At 46.7% G+C, this 17,520-nt stretch carries 16 protein-coding genes; 15 read left to right on the forward strand and 1 reads right to left on the reverse strand.

Annotated elements, in window-relative coordinates; all coding sequences use genetic code 11:
• Positions 1-2 precede the first annotated feature (2 nt).
• The 6 genes from DESPCE1_RS0102895 (at position 3) to DESPCE1_RS0102920 (ending at position 6,007) form a co-directional block, all read left to right on the forward strand.
• Positions 3-434 carry an FMN-binding protein gene (locus DESPCE1_RS0102895; protein WP_019849408.1) on the forward strand — a complete coding sequence of 144 codons (432 nt, stop codon included), beginning with the start codon at positions 3-5 and terminating at the stop codon, positions 432-434.
• A 184-nt stretch (positions 435-618) separates the two neighbouring features.
• Positions 619-981: a BlaI/MecI/CopY family transcriptional regulator gene (locus tag DESPCE1_RS0102900; RefSeq protein ID WP_014792542.1), complete on the forward strand. Its 363-nt coding sequence runs from the start codon at positions 619-621 to the stop codon at positions 979-981.
• A 2-nt stretch (positions 982-983) separates the two neighbouring features.
• Complete coding sequence (locus DESPCE1_RS0102905) at positions 984-2,441, forward strand: M56 family metallopeptidase (RefSeq protein ID WP_019849409.1); 1,458 nt, start codon at positions 984-986, stop codon at positions 2,439-2,441.
• Between the two features lie 303 nt (positions 2,442-2,744).
• Positions 2,745-3,476, forward strand: coding sequence for a hypothetical protein (locus tag DESPCE1_RS0102910; protein ID WP_019849410.1), 732 nt, complete (start codon positions 2,745-2,747; stop codon positions 3,474-3,476).
• 12 nt (positions 3,477-3,488) lie between these two features.
• On the forward strand, positions 3,489-4,895 hold the full coding sequence (locus DESPCE1_RS0102915; protein WP_019849411.1) for an MBOAT family protein: 1,407 nt from the start codon (positions 3,489-3,491) through the stop codon (positions 4,893-4,895).
• A gap of 11 nt (positions 4,896-4,906) precedes the next feature.
• Positions 4,907-6,007, forward strand: coding sequence for a DHHW family protein (locus DESPCE1_RS0102920; protein WP_019849412.1), 1,101 nt, complete (start codon positions 4,907-4,909; stop codon positions 6,005-6,007).
• 227 nt (positions 6,008-6,234) lie between these two features.
• On the opposite strand, the gene DESPCE1_RS0102925 is transcribed toward DESPCE1_RS0102920, so the two are convergent.
• Positions 6,235-7,170, reverse strand: a complete 936-nt coding sequence (locus DESPCE1_RS0102925) for a trigger factor (protein WP_019849413.1) — start codon at positions 7,168-7,170, stop codon at positions 6,235-6,237.
• A 148-nt stretch (positions 7,171-7,318) separates the two neighbouring features.
• Between DESPCE1_RS0102925 and DESPCE1_RS0102930 the strand changes: the two genes are divergently transcribed.
• The 9 genes from DESPCE1_RS0102930 (at position 7,319) to DESPCE1_RS0102975 (ending at position 17,517) form a co-directional block, all read left to right on the forward strand.
• Positions 7,319-8,017, forward strand: coding sequence for a Crp/Fnr family transcriptional regulator (locus tag DESPCE1_RS0102930; RefSeq protein WP_019849414.1), 699 nt, complete (start codon positions 7,319-7,321; stop codon positions 8,015-8,017).
• A 117-nt stretch (positions 8,018-8,134) separates the two neighbouring features.
• Positions 8,135-8,548: a YlqD family protein gene (locus DESPCE1_RS0102935; RefSeq protein ID WP_019849415.1), complete on the forward strand. Its 414-nt coding sequence runs from the start codon at positions 8,135-8,137 to the stop codon at positions 8,546-8,548.
• On the forward strand, positions 8,545-10,092 hold the full coding sequence (locus DESPCE1_RS0102940; RefSeq protein WP_019849416.1) for a molecular chaperone GroEL: 1,548 nt from the start codon (positions 8,545-8,547) through the stop codon (positions 10,090-10,092). Before DESPCE1_RS0102935 ends, DESPCE1_RS0102940 begins: the two co-directional genes overlap by 4 nt.
• Before the next feature lie 94 nt (positions 10,093-10,186).
• Positions 10,187-10,498 carry a hypothetical protein gene (locus DESPCE1_RS0102945; RefSeq protein WP_014792551.1) on the forward strand — a complete coding sequence of 104 codons (312 nt, stop codon included), beginning with the start codon at positions 10,187-10,189 and terminating at the stop codon, positions 10,496-10,498.
• Between the two features lie 12 nt (positions 10,499-10,510).
• Positions 10,511-11,854, forward strand: a complete 1,344-nt coding sequence (locus DESPCE1_RS0102950; protein WP_019849417.1) for a reductive dehalogenase — start codon at positions 10,511-10,513, stop codon at positions 11,852-11,854.
• A 105-nt stretch (positions 11,855-11,959) separates the two neighbouring features.
• The gene (locus DESPCE1_RS0102955) at positions 11,960-13,138 is read left to right on the forward strand and encodes a 4Fe-4S binding protein (protein WP_019849418.1); all 1,179 of its coding nucleotides are present in this window, start codon (positions 11,960-11,962) and stop codon (positions 13,136-13,138) included.
• A gap of 123 nt (positions 13,139-13,261) precedes the next feature.
• Positions 13,262-14,872 carry a chaperonin GroEL gene (gene groL, locus DESPCE1_RS0102965; RefSeq protein ID WP_019849419.1) on the forward strand — a complete coding sequence of 537 codons (1,611 nt, stop codon included), beginning with the start codon at positions 13,262-13,264 and terminating at the stop codon, positions 14,870-14,872.
• A gap of 222 nt (positions 14,873-15,094) precedes the next feature.
• Positions 15,095-16,777: a methyl-accepting chemotaxis protein gene (locus DESPCE1_RS0102970; protein WP_014792556.1), complete on the forward strand. Its 1,683-nt coding sequence runs from the start codon at positions 15,095-15,097 to the stop codon at positions 16,775-16,777.
• A gap of 278 nt (positions 16,778-17,055) precedes the next feature.
• Positions 17,056-17,517 (forward strand): NAD(P)H-dependent oxidoreductase subunit E, encoded by a 462-nt coding sequence (locus DESPCE1_RS0102975; RefSeq protein ID WP_014792557.1) that lies wholly within the window; start codon positions 17,056-17,058, stop codon positions 17,515-17,517.
• The last annotated feature ends 3 nt before the right edge of the window (positions 17,518-17,520 follow it).

The raw sequence follows: 17,520 nt of genomic DNA on the forward strand, positions 1-17,520 counted from the left end.
AAATGAGAAAGAACAAATATGTCTTGATATTATCCCTGTTCCTTGTTCTGGTTATTGCTGCAGGATGCAGTTCAAGCCCCGCGGCTGCAGACAAACCGGCTGAGAATGGTTCAGCCGCCGTATCGAAGGAACCGCCCGCTGCCAACGAAGGCCCGGCAGCCGTCAGTTATAAAGACGGCACCTATGAAGGAACCAGTGACGCAGGAATACATCCGGGTTTAAAGGTCTCTGTGGTGGTGAAAGATGGGAAGATTGCAGAGGTTAATGTGGTTGAACACCAGGAGACTGATGGAATCGGTAGCATTGCCATCGAAAAGCTTCCTTCACTGATTGTAGAGGCCCAGTCCACGGAAGTGGATTCGGTCACCGGAGCCAGCCTGAGCTCAGGTGCGATCAAGGAAGCTGTCAATAAGGCATTGGAACAAGCTAAATAATGAGTGCTTGCAATTAGAATAGTAGATTTTTAACAATAGTGTCTAGAACTTGATGCCCAGGGAATACAAAACCCTGGGCATTTGCCTTTTTGATAGGGAAAAAGCATTGACCTGAAGGTCTAATCGTGTTAGACTTCACTTAGTCTAATGGCATTCGACCAAAATTCAAGGGAGGACTTATCTTATGGAACAGTATAAGCTTGGGGAAATGGAGCAAAAATTTGCTGATTTGATTTGGCTCCATGCCCCTATTCCTTCCGGGGAGCTTGTCAAGCTGTGCGAGAGGGAACTGAGCTGGAAGAAGTCCACCACTTATACCATGCTCAAGCGGCTTTGCGACCGGGGGATATTTGAAAATCAAAAAGGCAGGGTTACAGCCCTGATGAGCAGGGAAGATTTCACAGCGGCACAGGGGGAGCAGTTTTTGAGCGAAACCTTTGGAGGTTCTCTGCCCCGGTTTTTTGCGGCGTTCACCCGCAGAAACAAATTAAGTGCGAAAGAAATCCGTGAGCTGCAGCGGCTCATTGACGAGCATAAGGAGGGGTAATTATGCAGGAGGAACTATTCTTACAGGTACTCAACATGAGTTTTACCGGGAGTGTGGTCATCCTGTGTGTAGTGCTCATGCGGCTTTTGCTCAGAAAGGCGCCGAAGGTTTTTTCCTACGCCCTTTGGAGTGTTGTGCTTTTTCGTTTGGTTTGCCCCTTTTCCTTTGAGAGTGCCTTAAGTTTATTGCCGGTGAATCCCGAACCCATTCCATCCGATATTGTTTATGCGGCCATGCCCCAGGTCCATACCGGGATTGGGGCGGCGGACCGGGTTATCAGCTCGTCCCTGCCCGGGGCGGTTCCCTATGCAAGCATTAATCCTCTGCAGATCTGGGTCTTTTTGGGGTCCCTACTGTGGCTTTGGGGCATTGCTGCTCTTCTTCTGTACAGCATTTTCTCCCTTATAGGTTTAAAAAGGCGGCTGGGAACCGCGGTCCATGATAAGGAGAACATATACCTCTGTGCAGACATCGATACCCCCTTTGTGATGGGGGTGATCCGTCCCAAGATTTATTTGCCGGATTCACTTTCCGGCACGGAGAAGGAGTATATTCTGCTCCATGAGCAGACCCATATCCGGCGGATTGATCATGTGGTCAAGATCCTGAGCTTTTTTGTGCTCTGCATCCATTGGTTTAATCCCCTGGTGTGGGCGGCTTTTTTCCTTTCCGGCAGGGACATGGAGATGTCCTGCGACGAGGCAGTCATTAAGAAGCTGGGCAATGAGGTGAAAAAAGAGTATTCTTCCTCCCTGCTTGCTCTTGCCACGGGCAGGCGTATCGTGGGCGGCACTCCCCTGGCCTTTGGAGAGGGTGATACCAAGGGGCGGATTATGAATGTGCTCAACTATAAAAAGCCCGCCTTCAGGGTCTTGTTGGTTGCTTTTATGGCCGTGATCATCCTGGGCCTGGGGCTGATGGCTAATCCCAAGGTAGGGGAGAACTTCACCGGTGCCGTCTATAGTGTAGATGAGATTCTCTACGATGCACCCCAGTATTCCTTTACTTACACCACGGACAGCGCCCCTCAGTACAACATTTCTGCCGACTATGTGCTGTTTCGCAAGGAGATTTCCGATCAGGACTGGGTCATGCTCGGCAGTCTTTATAAATATCCCCTTACCCGTCAGGAGCAGTATAGGCTCTTTAATCCTCTGAACAACAAAGCTCATGAAAATCTGGATAAGGTGAAAACCATTTACCGGGCGGATCTTAAGGATAAAAACCAGACCTTTATTCTTGTCATGGAACAAAAAAACGGCGATGTACTCTTGGCCCATGGCTATGATCATTCTGGAAGTCCTCACGTCCGCTGGCTGTTTCGCTTGAATAAGGCTGCCGAGCCTGAGGCAAATGAGCAGGCTAACCAACCAAAGCCCCAGGGTGATACTGCTTTCGGTACCACAAACGCGGAGCCTGTGGAGAAGGTTCAGGGCCACAGTACCCTGAAAAAGACCTGAAAGCGTAGCTTTACGCACAAGAGCGAAGGATTTTAGCGGAGGGGCGTCTGGGTTAACGAGGCTTTCTTAACACAGCGGAGCCACTGGTTCACATCAGGTATTACCTGGAGGTTTGGCGGAGCTGCTAAGAAAGCGAGTTGACCAGCCCTGGAGCTAATAAGTGAGCGGTGTGCGTAAAGCTACACGACCCTAGGAATCTTTTTCATCCTATGCTTGTTCCCTATGTCAGAAACCACCAGCGTTAGATTCCTGTCCCTATAGGCGTCTATAGCTTTGATTATCGAAATAGTAGGAGGACCATTCATGAAAAAGATTCTAGCAATAGCTCTGACTACCCTTATGCTTACGGGCATAGTGGGGTGTACTCAAAACACAGATTCCCCGGAAACCAACATATCTCAGGAAAACACCGACCCTGCGAAGGAAACGGAAGATCCCCAGGATCCTGAAACGGATCCGGTGACAGACCCGAATACCCCCGTAACCAATGATAATAACACTTCCGGTGACAATACCGCCCCTCAGGAAAGCAAGCCGTCTACGAACACCCCTCCCCCCAAGAATACGGCTCCCAGCAAACCACAAGAGACAGTGACACCTCCGAAAACCCCTCCTGCGCCGACTTCACCCCCGGAGTCAAGCAAGCCTTCCGAGGGGAATACAGCGGCAACTCTTGAGGATAAGATGACCAAGCTGCTCACAGGGGTCAAGATAGATGTACTAACCGGTGACACGGAAGTTACGGCGGATCGGTTTGCCTGGTATTTCGGCATCGACCCCATCGAGGGAGCGGAAGGATTGGCATCTGAAGCTATGATTAGCTCCGTCGCCCATTCCATCGCTTTGTTGCAGCTGCCCGAGGGTGTGGACCCGGCCAAAACTGCGGCGGCCATAGAACAAAAGATCGATCCCCGCAAATGGATTTGCGTACAGGCTGAAAAGACCGTTGTCAAGCATAAGGGGAATCTGATCCTGGTGATTATGTCCCATAAGGATATTGCCGACGGAGTTGCCGCCAATTTTGATGCCCTTTAAGGAGACCTCTTTATGCTTTTTTCCAGCATCAGCTTTTTGTATGTCTTTCTGCCCATAGTACTCCTCAGTTACTTCCTTGTGCCTTATGGAGTGAAAAATGTCGTCTTATTAGGGGCCAGCTTAATCTTCTATTTTGCGGGAGAGCCCATCTATACGGTACTGCTCATCATTTCCACTCTCTCCGCTTATCTTCACGGCCTGTATATCGAAGCTCATCGGGGGTTAAGGAGAGCAAAAGCCGCCCTGGCCTCCTCGATACTAATCAATCTCGGCATACTGGGTTTTTTCAAGTATGCCGATTTCTTTATTGCCAATTGGAATGGACTGACCGGAGGGGAGATCTCCCTGCTGCAGATAGCTCTCCCCTTGGGCATCAGTTTCTATACCTTCCAGACCATGAGTTATGCCATCGACGTTTATAGGGGGGAAGTCAAAGCAGAACGGAGTCTGGTGAATCTCGCGACTTATGTCTCCCTTTTTCCCCAGTTGGTGGCGGGGCCCATCGTAAGGTACAGCACCGTAGCAGAGGATCTCCGCCGCCGAACTCACGGCATGACGGACATAGCCTTGGGTATCCGCCGCTTTGTGATTGGGCTGGCCAAGAAAGTGATCATTGCCAACAGCATGGGGGAGCTCTGCGCTGTCTTTCAGCTCTCCGATGAGAAAAGTGTGCTTTTTTACTGGATCTATGCCCTTGCCTTTACTCTGCAGATCTACTTCGATTTTTCCGGCTATAGTGATATGGCTATCGGCCTGGGCCGCATCTTCGGCTTTCGGTTTCCTGAAAACTTCAATTATCCTTATATTTCCCGTTCCATCACCGAGTTTTGGCGGCGCTGGCATATCAGTCTCAGCTCCTGGTTTCGGGATTATGTCTATATCCCCCTGGGGGGGAATCGGGTTTCCTTGGGGAAAGGGGTCCGCAACATCCTGATCGTCTGGTTCTTGACAGGGTTTTGGCATGGAGCGGAATGGAACTTTATCCTCTGGGGACTGCTGTTTGGGCTGTTGCTGCTCATGGAAAAGCTCTTCCTGAACCGATTCCTGGAGAAGCTCCCTGACGGTTTCCGCAGAGTATATACGATGTTTTTCATCGTCTGCAGCTTCGTCCTTTTCAATGCTACGGGACTATCAGGGGCTTTGCAGGATTTTCAAGGGATGTTCGGCGTACTTCCCTTACCCCTTTGGAATGAGGTCACCCTGTATTATTTAAAGGATTATGCCTTTTTGCTGGGGATTTCTCTCGTTGGCGCCACACCGTGGCTGAAAAATCTGTTGGTCAAAGCACAGTCCCGCTTCAAGGGTGCGGCTGCTGCTCTTTTATGGGCGGAGCCCATCGTCTTGACCGGCCTTCTTTTGCTTGTCAGCGCTTATTTGGTGGACGGGTCCTTTAACCCATTTTTATATTTTCGTTTTTAAGGAGGAGAGCCATGACTGAACGAGGAAAAAACAGGGTTGTGGTTCTGAGTTTTTTTCTGGTGCTCTGGGGATTTTTTGCGGCCTCCGTAATACTCAAGGATGAAGCCCTTTCGGTAAGCGAACGCCGGAAGCTGGCCGGCTTTCCCGAGCTTAGCGTCCAAAGTGTATTCTCAGGTGAGTTAGCGAAGGAACTGGAGGAGTACCTGCTGGATCAGTTCCCGGCCCGGGATGATTTTCGCAGGCTTAAGGCCCATTTTTCTTTGGATATTCTAAGGAAAAAAGAGAACAACGGTATTTATCTTGTCGGGGATGGGGTGTACAAACTGGAATATCCCCTCAATGAAGGACAAGTATCCCTTGGGGCTCAGAAAATCAATGATCTGTACGACAAGTATCTTACCGGGATGAAGGTTTATTATGGGGTTATTCCGGACAAGAACTATTACGTGGCTGAAGAGAACAAAATCCTGGCCATGGACTATGCCAAAATGCGGGAAAAACTAAGCCTTGAGATTGATCACACTATCAAAGAGATCGAGCTTTTTGACTGCTTGAAGGCGGAGGATTATTACCGGACAGACCCCCATTGGCGTCAGGAGAACCTTGGCCAGGTAGTGGCCCGACTTGCCGGAACTATGGGGGTGGATCTCCCTCCCTTGGCCGGCTATGACCGTTCATCTTTTGCTCCTTTCTATGGAGCTTATTACGGGCAGTCGGCCCTTAGCCCAAAGCCCGATGAGATCATCTATCTTCAGAGTGAGACCATCGCCAACTCCACTCTATATAACCTGGAAAAGAATAGAGTGACTCCCCTTTACACTTTAGAGGCAGCCGGCGGGATGGATGCCTATGATCTGTTCCTGTCGGGAGCATCGGCATTTTTAGTGCTGGAAAACAAGAAGGAACCCAGTGGCCGGGAGCTGATTATTTTTCGGGATTCCTTTGCCAGCAGTCTTGCTCCTCTTTTATTGGAAGGGTACTCGAAGATTACCTTGATTGATTTGCGATATATGGACAGCAAGCTTTTGCCCCAGTTCATCACCTTTACCGATCAGGATGTTCTGTTTTTATACAGTACATTGGTCTTTAACCATAGTGCCATGCTGCGCTGAGATCAAAAAAGCTTTGGAGCTAATCATTAGCTCCAAAGCAAAAAATGCATTTGTTAGTACGGATTAAGAATTAGGGAACTTGTTTAGTGTATACTAAATGAGCCGGGGGTATTTCCATTTTTTAATAAGGGGTATACCAGAGACAAACTGCTTTATCCATGATATAAGATAAGTAGCTTCCGGAGCCGGATACTGAAGTTAAACTATCGCTCTATTTGTTGCGGAATTCACTTATTATTCCATTCCAAAAGCAGTTTTGCAACTTTTTCCTCGACGAGATTATTGCCAATGGATTCTTCGTCAGGGAATTGTTTATAAAAAGCAGTTTGATCCGCCGCTAAATTTAATAAACGTTTTTTCTCTTCCTGAATCTCATCATCAGTGACGCCGATAGTTTCCAAGTATGCTATTTCATCTAAAATCAATTTGCGTAAAATGGTTTTTTCGGTAAGAATCTTACAATCTTCATAAAAATACTCATCATCTTCAGACAGAAGGGAGGGCATCATGGATAGGTTTTCTGAGGATATTATACTTTGGCGGGTTTTAACCAAGATATCTTCATACACTTTTTTAAATTCTTCTTCATCAAATTCGTATTCGGAGTAGGCTAGGATTTCTTCGAAAATCATCTCGAGCTTACTTTCGGCAATGACCTGGCTCCAGTTATCGGCGATGATGCCGCGCAGATTGTTCTTAAGCTCTTCCATACTGGAGACCGCAGGATCAATCAGTCTGGCAATTTCGTCAGAAGATTCCAGTTGTTGGCTATGGTTGATTACCTCCAAAACATCGGCGTCGAAGGTCACAGTTTTACCGCTTATCCGCTCCAAAGGGGCGCTTTCAGGAAAGAGGATGTCCATCTTAAAACTATCTCCAGCTTTGCAGTGGATGACATTTTTAAATTGTTCCAGCATAGAGGGATCTCCTACTGTATATTTAAAGTTTGATTTGGCCAGTTCGGGTACAAATATGCCGTCACAAACGGGATTAAGGTTTATGATGACTTCATCCCCGATCTCGGCGAGCTTATTTTTTTTAGACCATTCATTCAGTAGTTTTAAGGTGGACTCAATAACAGCCCGATTCAAATCATCCTCAGTAAATTCAGGGAGTGGCTTTAATTTTAGTTCCTTATATGGACCAATGAGAAATTTGTGCATGGTAAAGTTCATCCTTTCACAAAATAACTGTTTGTCAAGCGTTCCAAATGAGATTATAGCATTCTTTATGATCCGAAATGTTAATGTGCAATAAGTTTAACTGTATAGTCAATATTCAACTATAGAGATAAAAAAGGGGATGGCTAAAATGTCTGCTGAAGGTTTGGACAAGGATTTCTGTGGAGCAATTATTCCGGATAGTTTTTTCCCAATCGAAAAACTACGCAATTATACAGATATGGGGATTATCAGGGAGTTTGCAAAAGGTAGTGCCATAATAATGCCTGGGGAAGATACCACCAGTATGATTTTTTTAATGGATGGAAAAATAAAATTAGATATAATTTTTGAAGATGGAAGTGAAAAACTTCTTTATTATGCCGGCAGCAATTCTCTTATCGGGAGATTATACCCCACGGGAAATAATATTTATGCCACAGCTATGGAACAGACAAGGACATGCTGGTTTTCCGAAGAATGTTTGAGAGTTATTTTTCGTACCGATGAAGATATGATATTTGAAATATTTAAAAACTACCTTACCAAAGTGGCTTACTATGCGAGACAGGTAGCCGAGATCAATACTTATAACCCAACGATCAGAATTTTAAGATTGTTTTATGAGCTTTGCTCTTCCCAGGGAAAACGGGTGGGGGATACCTATGAAATTACGATGCCCTTATCCCAGAAGAGTATTGCGGAAATTACCGGAGCCCATCATGTGACCGTATCCAAAGTCCTGGCTTGTCTTAAAAAGGAAAATATTTTAGACAAGAAAAAGAATAAATTCGTTGTTTATAATCTTGAGGAGCTTAAGCATCTCTCCGAACAAACGTCCTACTATTAGGATCATGCCTTAAGTAAAAAATATCTCCTTTAAGTTAGTGCACTCTAAAAATCATCTTCTTTTTATGTATTAGAATTTAAGGGATAATACAATGCAAAGATACAGGAGGAATTTAAAGTGTCGAACATTACCATTTTCCGAGAAATCATTTTAAAACAGATTATTACTGAAGAGGGCAAAGAAACCAGTCGGAAAGAATTAAGAGAGCAATTGGTGGCTTTGAATAATCAACAGCTGGAGTTTGAAGATAAAAAGAAAAAAACACTGACTGAGTTTTCCCTGAAGGGAGCGGATGGGGCTCAATTGGACAGAATCCGCCAAAAATTTGATGCTGAGGCTTCTGATTTTCATGTCCGACGGGATGAGCTCAGAATGAATATGGATGCCCTGGAGGAACTGGTCGTCGGGGAGGAAGTAGTCATTGGTTCGGTTGAAGGGCCCTATGACTTAAAGGTTGGAGACACTCTGGATGGGGCAGTTAATGCAGAAATCATTTTAAAAGACGGCGTGGTAGTGGAGATAAGACAATGAGTGTACGTAAAGCATTAGTATCCGGCGTGGATCAGGTCGCGGATATGGTCAAATTGACCCTTGGACCTCGGGGCAAGAACATTGTCATTGAGCGAAGAGGGGCGTATCCTCTGATTACCAGGGATGGGGTAACCGTCGCTAAATATATAAGCTTATCCGACGCTCAGGAGAATCTGGGAGCGAAGCTCTGCAAGGAAGCCGCCGCCCAGACCAACGATTTGGTAGGGGATGGGACTACGACCTCTATTGTCCTGGCTCAAGCCATGGCCAAGGGGGGACTTTCCCTCGTGGAAGCTGGTTTGGACCCGATGCAGTTTAAAAAGGGGATTGAAAGAGCTGTCGACTATGCTGTAGCAGAAATCCAGAGGCTGAGTGTTCCCGTGACGGTCCCCGACGGGGTCTGTCAAGTGGCTTCCGTTTCTTCGAAAAGCACCCCTATTGGGGGGCTGATCGCTCAGGCTATGGCCAAAGTGGGGCCGGATGGCACTATTTCCGTGGAAGAATCCATAGAGCGCCATACTTATGTCGAAGTGACCGAGGGCTTGGAACTGAACAGCGGGTATATGTCCTCCTATTTCCTGAACGAGGGGGAGGAACTGATGGTCAGTCTGGAAAACCCCTATATTTTAATCACGGATTATACTCTGAAGGAGATCTCCGAGGTGAAACGGATTCTAAATTGGTGCGCCTGGGAGAAACGACCCCTTTTAATCGTCGCAGGGAACATGACGAAAGATGTCCTGGGAATGTTGATTGCTCATAATAAAGCCAACCAGGAAAAGGTGGTCGTCGTTAAGACTCCAAGTCATGGCGATGATCGCCAGGGTATTATGGACGATCTGGCCATAGTCACCGGAGGCTCGGCAATCACCAAAAAACTCGGCATGGTCCTTAAAAATATTAAAAAACCAATGCTGGGTAAGTCCCAGAAAGTTGTCGTTACACGCTATAAGACGACTATTTTAGGCGGGGCAGGAACGGCTGAAGGCATTCAGGAACAAGTAAGAAAATTGAAAGTCATCCTCAGGCAAACCTCCGATTCTGAGGAAGGGGCTCAATTAAAACAACGTATCTCCGCTCTTGCCGGGGGAATTGCGGTGATCCGCGTCGGCGCCGATACACACATCGCTCTGAAGGAACTCAAAGACCGGGTTATCGATGCTGTGCATGCGGCAAAGGCAGCGGTTGAAAGCGGCGTTGTGCCCGGGGGAGGCACGGTCTTTATCAGGGCGGCCCAGGCTCTGGATAAGGTTCCGGTGTCCACAGACTATGAAAAAGCGGGGATCAAGCTGGTCCAAAGGGCCTTGGAAGCTCCTTTGCAGCAAATAGTGAGCAATTCAGGGGGCAATGGCAAAAAGATTGTGGCCATGACGAAAACCCTGGGCTATGACATGGGTTATGACGCTCTGTCCGGAAAATTCGTGGACTGGGCAGCGGCGGGAATAGTCGACCCGGCCAAGGTCTCCGTTACGGCCCTTCGCAATGCTATGGGCATTGCTTCCATCCTTTTGACTACGGAAGGGAAGATTGAGAAATTCAGATAAAAGTTAATACGCACTAATACTTGTGTATGTATTCCTTATTACAATGTACCCGTAACTACTTTTTAATTGCCTTACAAAGGGAGGTGGAAAAGTTATGGGTACATTTTTAATTTTTATCGCGGGTGTATTATTCTTAGCTGCTATTCTCTTTATTAAACCAAGGGCAAAAAAGGCCGAAATGTGGAAAACCGTGCTTAATTGGGTTTTATTTGTCCTTTGGTACGGTGTGACCTGGATGGGGGTTTCCTATATCTACCTTAATGCTAAGGCTGGTCATGTTAAGGCCACAAGTACCGCAGTGTTTGTATTCTTAGGGATATCAGTAGTACTAGGTTTTATCTTAGCCCGTTTATTAGGATTTATTAACATGAAGAAAACAAATAGTAGAAATGCAGTGGAAGCTTAAGGGGAGAAAAGAATGGAAAACAATGAACAAAGGCAGCAAACAGGCATGAACCGCAGAAGCTTTCTGAAAGTTGGGGCTGCAGCAACTACCATGGGAGTCATCGGAGCGATCAAGGCTCCGGCCAAGGTCGCCAATGCCGCTGAAACAATGAACTATGTCCCGGGACCCACCAATGCACGCTCTAAACTTCGCCCGGTACATGATTTTGCAGGAGCAAAAGTTCGCTTTGTTGAGAACAACGACGAGTGGCTGGGCACTACCAAAATCATTTCCAAGGTAAAAAAGACTTCCGAAGCCGATGCCGGCTTTATGCAAGCGGTCAGAGGTTTATACGGTCCCGATCCCCAAAGAGGTTTCTTCCAATTTATCGCTAAGCATCCTTTTGGAGGAACTATCAGCTGGGCGCGTAACCTCATAGCTGCGGAGGATGTGGTAGATGGTGATGCCGAACCGACGAAGACTCCCATCCCGGACCCGGAGCAAATGTCTCAGCATATCAGAGACTGCTGCTATTTCTTACGGGCGGACGAAGTAGGGATCGGCAAGATGCCGGAGTATGGCTATTATACTCATCATGTTTCCGATACAGTCGGACTCATGAGCAAACCTGTTGAAGAATGTGTGACACCGGTTACCAAAATTTATCCTAACGTTATCGTGGTTATGATCGATCAGGGTATTGAGACCATGTGGGCATCCACAGGATACGACGGTATCAGTGGAGCGATGTCTATGCAAAGTTACTTTACCAGTGGCTGCATTGCCGTCATTATGGCCAAATATATCAGAACCCTTGGTTATAATGCGCGAGCTCATCACGCTAAAAACTACGAGGCCATCATGCCTGTCTGCATCATGGCGGCAGGTCTGGGAGAATTGTCACGTACGGGAGACTGCGCGATCCATCCCCGTTTGGGATACCGCCATAAAGTAGCCGCAGTAACGACCGATTTGCCCCTTGCTCCTGATAAACCCATTGATTTCGGTCTTCTGGACTTCTGCCGGGTATGCAAAAAATGCGCCGACAATTGTCCAAACGACGCGATTACCTTTGATGAAGATCCCGTTGAATATAACGGATACCTGCGTTGGAACAGTGACTTTAAGAAATGCACAGAGTTCCGTACCACCAATGAAGAAGGGTCCTCTTGCGGTACCTGCCTGAAAGTCTGCCCCTGGAACTCCAAGGAAGATTCCTGGTTCCATAAAGCAGGGGTTTGGGTTGGCAGCAAGGGTGAAGCTGCTTCCACCTTCCTTAAATCCATTGATGATATCTTTGGCTATGGTACAGAGACCATTGAAAAATACAAATGGTGGCTGGAGTGGCCTGAAAAGTATCCATTGAAACCCATGTAATAAAAATAAAGGTTTAAGCGGTGAGTTTTATACTTACCGCTTAGCCCCTTTATTACCTAAGGCAGATAATCGTTTTCCGGAAAGGTTAGATGAGACATGAGAAACATGAGAAAATATATAACACTCATTGCAGTGGTCATCCTTGTTGTGACAGCGGTATTTGCGAAACATGCCGATAAAATGGATGCCAATCTGGTCGAGGGATACTACCGGGAACTGGTTTCAGATGCTGCCGGCTTTGAATCCATCAATGACCGGACGGCAAAAGCAATCGGGCAAGATGGCTCTGTTAGCGCATATCTGGGAATAGATAGCAATATTGGTTATGGCGGCCCTCTTCTCGTGGGTACAGTCCTTTCACCAGATGGAAAGTTTAAGGATATCGTAATTTTAGAACATAAGGAAACCCCTTCCTATATTAATAAAATTACCAAGGCCGGATTTTTCCGTCAGTTCGAAAAAAAGCAAGTCGGAGATTCATTGGCTTTCAATTATGATGTCGACGGAGTGTCCGGGGCAACCCTTTCCACCCGTGCCATAGCCTCAAGTGTCCAAAGTGTGGCTCATACCATTGCCTTGGAAGAGTTAAAGATTACGCCCAAGAAAGCTGAGGTAAAGTGGAACATCGGCCTACATGAAATTGTAATCGCTTTACTCTTTGTCTTATCCTATTTTATGCCTAAATTTAAACAGTTAGCAAGATTTAGATTTCCGTTTTTGCTGCTTAGTGTTGTCATTTTAGGGTTCTGGCTTAACAGATCATTGTCCATGGGACAGATCAGTGCTCTGTTTCTGGGGTACTTTCCGGTACCCGGCGAAAACCTTTTGTGGTATATCATTTTGATCGGTGCTTTCGCGCCGGCTTTAGTTACCGGCAAAAATCTATACTGCACTTATGTATGTCCTTTCTGCGGGTTACAGGAAACCACTCATAAAATAAGCCGAATCAATCTTTCGATGGGAAAATATATGAAGTGGATTCGTTTAGGTAAAGAAGTCATCTTATTCCTGGTTCTTTTCCTGGCTTTCCTGGCCCTTAACCCTTCTGTATCCAGTTTTGAACCCTTTGGAACGATTTTCGGGTTAAATGGTTCAAGCTATCAGTGGTATCTGCTTTTTGTCATCTTGCTCTCCAGTTTCTTCATTCGCCGGTTTTGGTGCCATGCCTTTTGCCCGGTCGGCACCATTCTTGACAAAGCGGCAGGACTTTCCCGTAAAGTTAAAAACAGTGTAACGGGTATCATCACTACGAAAAAAACGGTGGGTGTTAAGCATGGAAAATAAAGCAACAAAATTAGACAAAACGGCTCTGTCGATTCTGGCTTCCTATGGTTTAATCGCGATCTTTGTTTTTCTGGTGATACTAGAGGCATGGAATTCCTAATGCTGAGTTAAGGGAGAATGAATATGAGCACAACCATGCTTTCCGGCGAGAAAGCGCGAAGAGCATTAACCGAAGGAATCGAGCAGCTGGCCTCCTGTGTCAAAGTAACCTTAGGGCCAAAGGGGAGAAATGTGGTTTTGGGTCCTTATATCGGCATGCCCAAAATAACCAATGACGGAGTGAGTATCGCCAAACATATCTCTCTGGCCAACCCTTTTCAAAACCTGGGGTGTGGCATTATAAAAGAGGCGTCGGAAAAAACCAATGACAGAGTTGGAGACGGAACCACCACTGCGGTTGTACTTGCTCAGGCCATGGTCCTGGAAGGGATGAAAAATATTGCAGCAGGCGCTGACCAGGCTTCATTAATTCAAGGGATGGAAAAAGGGGCGGAGATCGTTGCCGACGCCCTTAAAGCAAGGGCCATCAGAGTTTCCGATCCGACCGAAGTAGCCCGGGTGGCAACGATCGCGGCTGGAGATAAGGATATCGGAAACCTGATAGCCGATGCTGTGCAAAGAGTCGGGTTGAACGGGATCATCAAAGTAGAAGAAGGAAAGACTCAGAACACATTCTTTGAAGTGCTGGAAGGAATCCGTTTCGATAAAGGTTGTTTTACTCCGAAAGTTGTCAGCTCCTGGGATAATAAAACTGAAGTGCTGGAAGACCCTTATATCATGGTTACGGACCGTAAAATAAGCTATATCTATGAAATCTTTGACGTGCTGGAAGTAGCTGTTAAGACGCAAAAGCCTTTGGTGATCCTAGCTGAGGACATTTCGATCGATGTACTTGCTCTCCTGCTGACGAACAAAAAAAAGAGAACCATGAATGTTGTGGCGATTCAAACTCCGGGTTACGGAGAAAGACGCCAGGAGTATTTACGGGATATTGCAGCGATCACCGGGGCGGTAGCAGTCTCCGAAGAGAGCATACTGCAACTGGAAGACGTCCAGGAAGAGCACTTGGGGCGGGCCAGGCGGATTATCGTGGATAATAATAGGACCACGATTATGGGCGGTTTAGGGGACAAGGAAAAAATCGCCGCCCGGGCCGCCGAGGTGGGTAAAGAATTCGAATCCCGTTTACCGGGCTGGCGCAAGGAAAAGCTTCAGGAAAGATTGGGCTGGCTGCAGGGCGGCATAGCGCTGATCAAAGTCGGGGCTCCGACCATGCTGGAATTAAAGGAGAAAAAAGACAGGATTGATGATGCCGTCAACGCAGTTCAAGCGGCTATTAAAGAAGGTTTTGTCCTGGGCGGGGGAATGGCCCTGCTAAGGGCTAGTGAGTCCTTAGCTCAAGTCAAGTCGGAAGAGCCGGACGAAGACGTCGGTCTGCGGATTATTCAAAGGGCCCTGGAAGAGCCCTTGCGGCAAATTGCCTACAATGCCGGGCATGACGGGGATGTTATTCTGGATGAGGTCAGAGAATTGCCCGAGAATTGGGGCTATAATGCGGCAGAAGACCAATGTGTGGATATGCTGGAGGCCGGGATTATTGATCCGGTGCAGGTGACCTGTACCGCCTTAAGAAATGCCGTCTCGATTGCCACATTGGTTATCGGTACAGGAGGATTAATCGTCGAGCAGGACTCAGGGCCACGAATTTATAAGTTAGATGATCATGATCAATAAGAAACCGAGGCGCAGCCTTGGTTTTTTTCTTTTGCGAGTGTTCAATCCCGCCCCTGATCACTTTCTTCGAGACAAACCAGGACCTTTTTCACATACCGCCGGGACCAATGGATCAGGGTTTATACATGATATAACTTAGCGTAAATTGAAGGGTCTTAGTGGGTGTAGTATAGTTGAATAGTGTAAAAAAAGAATAAATATGGATTTGGGAGGGAAAAGGTAGTGAAACTATCCACAAAATTAATCTTGAGCTATACCGGTCTTATTTTCCTTATGTCCATTATTGTCGGGGCGGTTTATTATCAGATGGTTAATGTGAGCACCGTTTCCCAGAGTGTAGCGGAGTACCGGGTAAAGGTTCAAAATACTGCTCAGGATATTTCGTTGCAGTTTGTAAAGCAAACAGCGGCTCAGCGAGGTTATTTCACCTCGGGCAGTGAGAAATTTCGTAACGATCTCAATGAGGCCATCGATAAAGCCAACCATGATTTGGAGATTCTCCAAGGTATGATCACGGAAGAGGATCGGGATAAGCTTGATGCTGTCGTTCAGGCCATGTCTGAATTCGCTCCTCACCAAGCTAAAATGATCCAGCTCTTCGAGACCCAAGGTTCAGAGGCCGCGAACCAATATGGCGTGAATACGGCAGCCCCAGTCAATGCTGCCACCACAAAGGCTCTCGAGACCTTCATTGCTTATCAGACCGATCAATTGGTGCTGGAAGAATTAAAAATCAATACATTGATAAATCAACTTCTCCGCACCATCCTGATGATTCTCATTGCCGCGATTCTGATTTCCATAACCGTCACCATCCTGATCATTCGCTCGGTCAAAAAATCCATCCATAAAGGTCAGGTTGTAGCTGAGGCACTTTCCGCGGGGGATTTCACCATCGAAGCTCAAGGAGGGCGGGATGAGATCGGGCAGCTCGTCGGTCACCTTGATGGGGCCATGAAGAATCTAAAGAATCTCATCGGTAAAACGGTGAATGTGACCCAGCAGGTCAATCTGGCTACCAGTGAGTGTGTGAATGCCATATCAGGTATTTCAGCCAGTTCCGAAGAGATGGCTGCTTCCACTGAAGAAGTATCAGCCGGTTTTGAAGAAATCGCAGCGACAGCTGAAGAAATCTCCGCTTCCAATGAAGAGCTCAATCGCACTATAAAGGACTTAGGTCAAAGAGCCGCTGAAGGAAACCATCAATCCATGGAGATTAGAAAACGGGCCAACGAGCTTAAGGAACAAGCGATCCAAGCCCAAACCCGTTCAGCAGACATTTATGAAAAAGAAAGAATCAGTCTGGAGCAATCCATTGAGGACTCAAAGGTCGTTCTGAAGATTGCTGAGCTTACTCAAGGTATCTCGGCCATTGCCGATCAGACCAATCTGTTGGCGCTGAATGCAGCCATTGAAGCAGCCCGCGCCGGGGAAAATGGCCGGGGCTTCGCCGTCGTAGCTGAAGAGGTACGCAAACTGGCGGAGCAATCCTCCCAAACCGTCAAGGAGATTGAAGACCTTGTGGGTAAAGTGATTGGAGCCCATGAGGACTTATCCCAGGGAGCGCTGGGTAATCTGCAGTTTATTAATGAGGTGGTCGTACCCGATTACAACCGATTGGTAGAGACAGGGAATCAGTATTTGCATGATGCCGAAACAGTGTATAATCTAACCAGTGATTTTGCCACAACCTTGGCAAGTTTATCCGAAATGGTCAGCTCCGTGACCGCAGCCATGGATAATGTCACCGTGACCATTACCCAAGGTGCGGCAGGAGCTACTCAAGTAGCAAGTGCGGCTACTGGAATTTCCTCTGAGCTAATACGGCTTAGCAATACCATGGATGCCCTCAATCATCATTCCGAGGATTTAACCAAGACAGTCAATGCTAATTTTACGCTCTAAATCTTTTCCTTACAGCCGATCATTAAGTCTCCAGCAAGAGAAAAGGACGTGCCCGATAAGGGCACGTTTTTCTCTTCTTTATTTGGAGGGAATAATGAGAAATTTTGAACTAAATCCAAAATTAGAACTTTTACATTAAGTATGTTATTTTTATCACTAATGCATTACAATAAAGGCATAAATATTTTGTTTTATATGATGGAAAGTGGTTTTAGAATGTGAAACAACAGCTGATGCAAATTGCTGTAAAAAAAACCGTACTGGAGGAGAATTAGAACATGGAAAGAATCGACGGTATTCTGGAAAAGTATCGCTGCTCACAAGAAAATCTAATTCAAATCATGCTTGAGCTTCAAGCCCTTTCGGGGAAAAACTACCTGCCTAAAGAATGGGTGGAGTATGTGGCCGATGCCCTTGAATTACCCCTGAATAAAGTCTTCGGAGTGATTACCTTCTATGCCATGTTTAGCACGGAACCTCGTGGAAAGTATCTCATAGAAGTTTGTAAAAGCGGCCCCTGTCATGTTACCGGCTCAGAAACTATTGAGCAGCTGCTGGAAGAGGAGCTTGGAATTAAGTGTAGTGAAACCACTCAGGACGGTTTATTTACCATAGAACGAGCCAGTTGCTTTGGGGCCTGCGATATCTCCCCTGCCATAAAAATCGGCGCAAAAACTTATGGCAACTTAACCCGGAATTCCCTCAAAGAGATCATTCGTTCTTACAGGGAGGAGGCTTAAGCT

This window comes from Desulfitobacterium sp. PCE1, assembly GCF_000384015.1.
Taxonomy (GTDB): Bacteria; Bacillota; Desulfitobacteriia; order Desulfitobacteriales; family Desulfitobacteriaceae; genus Desulfitobacterium; species Desulfitobacterium dehalogenans.

Coding starts and splice junctions, on each gene's coding strand:
- DESPCE1_RS0102895 (WP_019849408.1), top strand. CDS start 3: ATGAGAAAGAACAAATATGTCTTGATATTATCCCTGTTCCTTGTTCTG.
- DESPCE1_RS0102900 (WP_014792542.1), top strand. CDS start 619: ATGGAACAGTATAAGCTTGGGGAAATGGAGCAAAAATTTGCTGATTTG.
- DESPCE1_RS0102905 (WP_019849409.1), top strand. CDS start 984: ATGCAGGAGGAACTATTCTTACAGGTACTCAACATGAGTTTTACCGGG.
- DESPCE1_RS0102910 (WP_019849410.1), top strand. CDS start 2,745: ATGAAAAAGATTCTAGCAATAGCTCTGACTACCCTTATGCTTACGGGC.
- DESPCE1_RS0102915 (WP_019849411.1), top strand. CDS start 3,489: ATGCTTTTTTCCAGCATCAGCTTTTTGTATGTCTTTCTGCCCATAGTA.
- DESPCE1_RS0102920 (WP_019849412.1), top strand. CDS start 4,907: ATGACTGAACGAGGAAAAAACAGGGTTGTGGTTCTGAGTTTTTTTCTG.
- DESPCE1_RS0102925 (WP_019849413.1), bottom strand. CDS start 7,170: ATGCACAAATTTCTCATTGGTCCATATAAGGAACTAAAATTAAAGCCA.
- DESPCE1_RS0102930 (WP_019849414.1), top strand. CDS start 7,319: ATGTCTGCTGAAGGTTTGGACAAGGATTTCTGTGGAGCAATTATTCCG.
- DESPCE1_RS0102940 (WP_019849416.1), top strand. CDS start 8,545: ATGAGTGTACGTAAAGCATTAGTATCCGGCGTGGATCAGGTCGCGGAT.
- DESPCE1_RS0102945 (WP_014792551.1), top strand. CDS start 10,187: ATGGGTACATTTTTAATTTTTATCGCGGGTGTATTATTCTTAGCTGCT.
- DESPCE1_RS0102950 (WP_019849417.1), top strand. CDS start 10,511: ATGGAAAACAATGAACAAAGGCAGCAAACAGGCATGAACCGCAGAAGC.
- DESPCE1_RS0102955 (WP_019849418.1), top strand. CDS start 11,960: ATGAGAAAATATATAACACTCATTGCAGTGGTCATCCTTGTTGTGACA.
- groL (WP_019849419.1), top strand. CDS start 13,262: ATGAGCACAACCATGCTTTCCGGCGAGAAAGCGCGAAGAGCATTAACC.
- DESPCE1_RS0102975 (WP_014792557.1), top strand. CDS start 17,056: ATGGAAAGAATCGACGGTATTCTGGAAAAGTATCGCTGCTCACAAGAA.